Here is a 6860-nt window from a genome sequence, read left to right on the forward strand (position 1 = left end):
CACCACCGCCAACACCGGATGCCCGCCACGCCGCGCGTCCGACAACCGCTCGACCAACAACATGCCGGCACCCTCGGACCACACGGTGCCGTCCGCGTCGTCCGCGAACGCCTTGCACCGCCCGTCCGCCGCCAACCCGCCCTGCCGGCTGAACTCCACGAAGGACGCCGGCGTGGACATCACCGTCACGCCGCCCGCCAGCGCCAGGTCACACTCCCCCGACCGCAGCGCCTGCGCCGCCAGGTGCAGCGCCACCAGCGAGGACGAGCACGCCGTGTCCACCGTCACCGCCGGACCCTCCAGGCCCAGCGTGTACGCGATCCGCCCGGAGGCCACGCTGCCCGCCCCACCGGTCAGCAGGTGTCCGCGTACGTCCTCCGCCACGTCCTCGGCGGCCCCGCCTCCGTAGCCCTGGTAGGCGCAGCCGACGAACAGGCCGCTGCGGCTGCCGCGCAGGCTGTGCGGGTCGATGCCGGCGCGCTCCACGGCCTCCCAGGAGGTCTCCAGCAACAGCCGCTGCTGCGGGTCCATCGCCAGCGCCTCACGCGGCGACACCCCGAAGAAGCCCGCGTCGAAGTCCGCCACCCCGGCGAGGAAGCCGCCCCGATCCGTGTAACTGGTGCCCTCCCGCGCCGCGTTCGGGTCGTACAGCCGCTCGACGTCCCAGCCCCGGTCGCCCGGGAAGTGACCGATGGCGTCGGTACCGGAGGCGACCAGCTCCCACAGGTCCTCCGGCGTGTCGATGCCACCGGGCATCCGGCAGCTCATCGCCACGATCACGATCGGGTCCTCGGCGGCGTCGACGCTGACCGTACGGGCCGCGGCGCCGGCACTCGCCGGGTCGGCCGGGTCGGCGGGACCGGCGGCCCCAACCTGACCCCCCAGTTCGGCGTCCAGGTGCTCGGCGAGCACGGTCGGGTTGGGCTGGTCGAAGACCAGGGTGGCGGACAGCGCCAGGCCGGACACCGAGGCGAGGGCGTTCCGCAGTTCGACGGCGGTCAGTGAGTCGATGCCCAGGTCCTGGAAGGCACGGGCGGGCTCCACCGCCCCAGGACCCGGATAGCCGAGCACGGCCGCGGCCTGCTCCCGTACGAGCCACAGCAGCTCGCGCGCCCGCTCCTCGGGCCGCAGCCCCGCCAGCCGCTCGCGCAGCTCCCCACGCGCGCCGGACTCCGGCTCGACGGCGGGCGGTACGGCCTCCGGCAGCTCCCGGAAGAGCGGGCGTACGCCGGGCGTACGCGGGGCGGCGGGCTGTGCGGCGGCCAGGGTCGGCCAGTCGATGTCGGCGACGACCAGCTGGCTCTCGCCCTCCGCGAGGGCGGCGTCCAGCAGCGCCAGCGCCGGCTCCGACGGCAGCGGGCTCAGGCCGCCGCGCCGCAGCCGGGCGAGGACCGTGGGGTCCTCGGCCATGCCGGGTCCCGCCCAGGGGCCCCAGGCGACGGAGAGCGCGGGCAGGCCGAGGTGCCGGCGGTGTGCCGCGAGGGCGTCCAACGAGGCGTTCGCGGCGGCGTAGTTGGCCTGTCCGACGGCGCCGAAGGCGCCCGCGATCGAGGAGAACAGCACGAAGGCCGACAGCTCCCGGTCCCGGGTCAGCTCGTGCAGGTGGGTCGCCGCGTCCGTCTTGGCACGCAGCACGGTCGTGAAGCGGTCCTCGTCGAGGGCGTCCAGCATGCCGTCGTCCAGGGTCCCGGCGGCGTGGTAGACGGCGCTGAGCGGACGCTCCTCGGGGATGTCGGCCAACAGTTCGGCGAGCGCGTCCCGGTCGGCGGGGTCGCAGGCGGCCACGGTGACCTCGGCGCCGGCCGTACGCAACTCGGCGACGGTCTCCTCGACTCCCGGCGCGTCCGGGCCGCGCCGGCTGACCAACAGCAGGCGTTCGGCGCCTCGCTCAGCGAGTCGCCGGGCGAGAAGGGTGCCCAGGATGCCCGTGCCGCCGGTGATCAGCGTGGTGCCGGCGAGGCTCGGGTCGGCGGTCGGGGCGGCTTCGGCTTCCTCAGCGACCGCCCGGGTCTCCGGTGCCGCCGCTCCGGGTGCGCCACCGCCGTCGGTTCCCGGTGCCCGTACGAGACGCCGGGCGAACACGCCGCTGGCGCGCACGGCCAGTTCGGTCTCCGCCACCGCCCCGGAGAGCACGGCCCGCAGCCGGTCCCAGGCACGCGCGTCGGGCTGCTCCGGCAGGTCGATCAGCCCGCCCCAGCGCTCGGGGTGCTCCAGCGCGGCGACCCGCCCGAGACCCCAGTCCGCGGCCTGTAGGGGTGCCTGCGGCGAGTCCGAGCGGCCGGTGGACACGGCGCCCCGGGTGAGCGTCCACAGCGGCGGGGCGGCGGGCGCCGAACCGAGCGCCGCCAGCAGCGCGGTGGTGAGCGCGAGCCGGGCCGGCAGCGCGGCGGGGCGCTGCTCCTCGGCGTGGGCGAGGAGGGAGAGTACGGCGGTGATCCCGTCGGTGGTCGGGGCGTCAGCGGCCGAGCTGGCACTGTCCGGCGAGGCGTCATCCGGGCTGGCGGCGGCCAGTGCCTCGTGCAGCCCGGCGGTGACCTCCTCGCGGGTCTGTCCGGGACGCAGGCGCAGCGTGGCGGGGGCCGGGCCGGCGGAGCCGGGTCCGCCCAGGTGCTCCGACAACGCGCGCAACAGGGGGTGTTCCTCCGGCATGTCGGCCGGGAGGACCAGCAGCGGGCGGCCGGCGCCGGGGACGCCCGTGGGCAGGGCGCCCAGCGGCTTCCAGCGCTCGCGGTAGCGCCAGGACCGGGTGGTGGCGTGCCGCTCCTGGTCCCGGTGCCAGTCGGCCAGTACGGGCACGACGGGGGCCAGCAGCGTGCGGTCCAGGCCCAGGGTGTCGGCGAGCCGGTCCACGTCGCCCTGTTCGACGGCCGCCCAGAAGGCGCTGTCGGTGCTGCGGGCGGTGGTGCCCGAGGAACCGGTGGGGTCGGCGGACGCGAGCCAGTAGCGGCTGCGCTGGAAGGCGTAGGCGGGCAGGTCGACCGTACGGGCACCGGGGTAGAGGGCAGTCCAGTCGGGCGACAGGCCGTCGTTGTGCAGCCGGCCGAGGGCGGTCAGCAGGGCGTACGGTTCCGGCTGGTCCTTGCGCTGGGCGGGCACGCAGAGGGGGTTGGCGTCCGGGAGGCAGGACTGTGCCATGGCGGTGAGGGTGCCGTCCGGGCCGATCTCCACGAACCGCGTCACACCCTGAGCGGTCAGCGCCGCCACACCATCGGCGAACCGCACCGCCTCCCGCACGTGCCGCACCCAGTACTCCGGGTCCGTCAACTCCTCGACGGTCGCCAGCTCACCCGTGACATTCGAGACCACCGGCAACGACGGACGCTCATACGCCACCCCCTGGGCCACCCGACGAAACTCCGCCAACATCGGCTCCATCAACGGCGAATGAAACGCGTGCGAGACCGACAACCGACGCGTACGACAACCCCGCGCCCGGAAATGCTCCCCAATCTCGGTGACCGCGGCCTCCACGCCCGAGACCACCACCGACCGCGGACCGTTGACCGCCGCCAGACTCACCTCATCCGCGCGGCCCGCCAGCAACGAAGCGACCTCGGCCTCCGACGCCTCGATCGCCACCATCGCACCGTCACGCGGCAACGCCTGCATCAACCGCCCCCGCGCCGCCACCAGCGCACACGCGTGCGGTAGGGACCACACCCCCGCCACATACGCCGCCGTCAGCTCCCCGATCGAATGCCCCAACAGCACATCCGGCCGCACACCCCAGGACTCCACCAACCGGAAAAGCGCCACCTCGAACGCGAACAACGCCGGCTGCGTCATCCCCGTCTCACCCAGACCATCCCCAGCCTCGGCATCCTCCCCGAACACCACATCCCGCAACGGACGGTCCAACTCCCCATCCAACCGCGCGCACACCTCATCAAAGGCATCCGCGAACACCGGGAACGCGGCATACAACTCCCGCCCCATCCCCCACCGCTGCGCACCCTGACCCGCGAACACAAAACCAACCCGCCCACCCCGACGCGCCACACCCCGCACCACGTTCGCCGCCGACTCACCCGCCGCCACCGCCGCCAGCCCCGCACCCAACTCAGCACGGTCACTTCCGACCAGCACCGCCCGGTGCTCAAGCGCGGCCCGGCCGTTGGCCAGGGTGAAGCCGGTGTCCTCGACGGTGAGTTCCGGCCGCCGCTCCAGATGGCTGAGCAGCCGCCCGGCCTGGGCGCGTAGCGCAGCCTCGTTACGGGCACTGAGCACCCAGGGGAGTACCGGAAGCGTCGTGTCGCTCACCGCGTCCGAGTCACCCGCGCCAGCACCCGCGTCCGTACCCGCCTCGGCGGCGCTGTCGACCGGCGCCTGCTCCAGGATGACGTGCGCGTTCGTGCCGCTGATCCCGAACGAGGACACACCCGCACGGCGCACCCGCGCGCCGGTGCCTTCCCCAGCCGACCACTCCACCGGTTCGGTGAGCAGCCGTACGCCACCCGCCGACCAGTTCACGTGTGAGGTCGGCTGATCCACCCGGAGGGTGCGCGGCAGCTCCCCGTGCCGGAGCGCGAGCACCATCTTGATCAGCCCGGCCGCGCCGGCGGCGGACTGGGTGTGCCCGATGTTGGACTTCACCGACCCCAGCCACAAAGGCCGGTCCGCGTCCCGCCCCTTGCCGTACGTCGCCAGCAGCGCCTGCGCCTCGATCGGGTCACCCAGCGTCGTACCGGTACCGTGCGCCTCCACCGCGTCGACGTCGCCGGGCTGGAGCCCGCCCTGCGCCAACGCCGCCCGGATCACCCGCTGCTGGGCGGGGCCGTTGGGCGCGGTCAGCCCGTTGGAGGCGCCGTCCTGGTTGATGGCGGAGCCGCGTACGACCGCCAGTACGGGATGGCCGTTCGCCCGGGCGTCGGAGAGCCGCTCCAGCAGCAACATGCCGGCGCCCTCGCCCCAGCCCGTGCCGTCCGCGCTCTGAGCGAAGGGCTTGCACTGCCCGTCTGCGGCCATCCCGCCCTGACGGCTGAACTCCACGAAGGCAGCGGGCGTGGACATCACCGTCACGCCACCGGCGAGCGCCAGGTCGCACTCGCCACCGCGCAACGCCTGCGCCGCCAGGTGCAGCGCCACCAGCGAGGAGGAGCAGGAGGTGTCGACGGTGACGGCCGGACCCTCCAGGCCGAGCGTGTACGCGATGCGGCCGGAGACGATGCTGCCGGCGTTCCCGGTCAGGATGTGGCCCTCGAGGCCCTCCAGCTCCTTCGAGTCACTGTCCAGCCCGGAGCCGTACTCCTGGTTGCTGCACCCGGCGAACACGCCCGTACGGCTGCCGCGCAGGCTGTGCGGGTCGATGCCGGCCCGCTCCAGCAGCTCCCAGGAACTCTCCAGCAGCAGCCGCTGCTGCGGGTCGGTGGCCAGCGCCTCACGCGGGCTCATCCCGAAGAACTCCGGGTCGAACTCGTCCGCGTCGTGCAGGAACGCACCGCGGGTGGTGGCGCTCCCGCCCGTACGGGCGCCGTTCGCGCCGCTGAGCGTGTCCAGGTCCCAGCCGCGGTCGGCCGGCATCTCGGAGAGGGCGTCGGCCCCGTCCACGAGCAGTCGCCAGAACTCCTCCGGACTGTCGGCGCCGCCGGGGAAGCGGCAGTTGACGGAGACGATCGCGACCGGTTCGGTGGCGTTCTCGGTCAGCCGCTCATTCTGCTTCCGCAGCTCGTCGTTCTCCCGCATCGAAGCCCGCAGGGCTGCGACTACTCGGTCCTCGGACGTGGCCATCTTCAGCTCCGCAGGTGGTGCGTAAGGGTGTGCTTCAGGGCTTCGGGGTTCGTGGGTGGCGGCCGGCGGCTTCCGCGCGCCTGTGGCACGGCCGCGGCGCCGCCGCGACCGCTCGGCTCATTCGGGGGGTTCGGCGCACGGTTCATTCCTCATCGCCGAGGACCATCCGCACGAGATCGTCGACCTCCACGTCCTCGTACGAGTCCGCGTCCGGCTCCGCCGCCTCCGGCTGACCGTCCGTACGCCCGTCCGCGTCCGGGCCGCCGGCCAGCGCGAGTACCGTGTCCAGCACGCCGGAGCGGCGCAGGGCGTCGACGGGGACGTTCGCGAGGGCCTCCCGGATCGTCGCGTCGTCCACGGCGTTCGTGCCGTCGGCCGCACCGCCGGGCGTTTCGTCCTCGCCTCCGTCCGGGAGGAGTTCCTCGCACAGGTGCCCGGCGAGCTCCAGCGGCGTCGGATAGTCGAAGATCAACGTCGCGGGCAGCGTGAGGCCGAGCGCCGTGCCGAGCCGGTTGCGCAGCTCGACCGAGGTCAGCGAGTCGAAGCCCAGCTCCTTGAAGGTCACTTCCGGTCCGACCTCGTCGCCGGAGCCGTAGCCCAGCACCCCCGCGACCTGGGCACAGACCGTGTCCAGGACCGCGCGCTCCCGCTCGGCCGGCGACAGCGCGGCCAGCCGACGGGTGAGGGGCTCCGCGTCGTCCGACCCCTCGCCGCTGGCGGCCGTACGCCGGCCGGCGGGCTGCGCCAGGCCACGCAGCAGAGGCGGTACGGGGCCGCCGCCGCCCAGCGTGCGGCTGTCCACGGCCATCGGCAGCAGGGCCGGGCCGGGGTGCTCGAGGGCGGCGTCGAACAGGGCGAGGCCCTGCTCGGGCCGCAGCGCGGGAAGGCCGGCGCGGGCCATCCGACGCAGGTCGGCCTCGCTGAGGTCGCTGGTCATGCCGGTGCTCTGGGACCAGGGCCCCCAGGCCAGCGAGGTGGCCGGCAGGCCCTGCTGGCGGCGGCGGGTGGCGTACGCGTCCAGGAAGGCGTTGGCCGCCGAGTAGTTGCCCTGGCCAGGCGAGCCGAGGACACCGGCGGAGGAGGAGAAGACGGCGAACACCGCCAGGTCGTCCTCCCGGGTCAACTCGTCCAGC

Annotated in this window: 2 protein-coding genes; both read right to left on the reverse strand. The window is 74.2% G+C overall.

Annotation, left to right across the window (positions count from 1 at the left end):
* On the reverse strand, nucleotides 1–5727 hold a 5727-nt coding region (locus AN216_RS00420; protein WP_139140821.1), incomplete at its 3' end, for a type I polyketide synthase.
* 142 nt (nucleotides 5728–5869) lie between these two features.
* A partial coding sequence (locus AN216_RS00425; RefSeq protein WP_139140822.1) for a beta-ketoacyl reductase occupies nucleotides 5870–6860 on the reverse strand: 991 nt, incomplete at its 5' end.

Source organism: Streptomyces oceani, assembly GCF_001751245.1.
In the GTDB taxonomy this organism is placed as follows: Bacteria; Actinomycetota; Actinomycetes; order Streptomycetales; family Streptomycetaceae; genus Streptomyces; species Streptomyces oceani.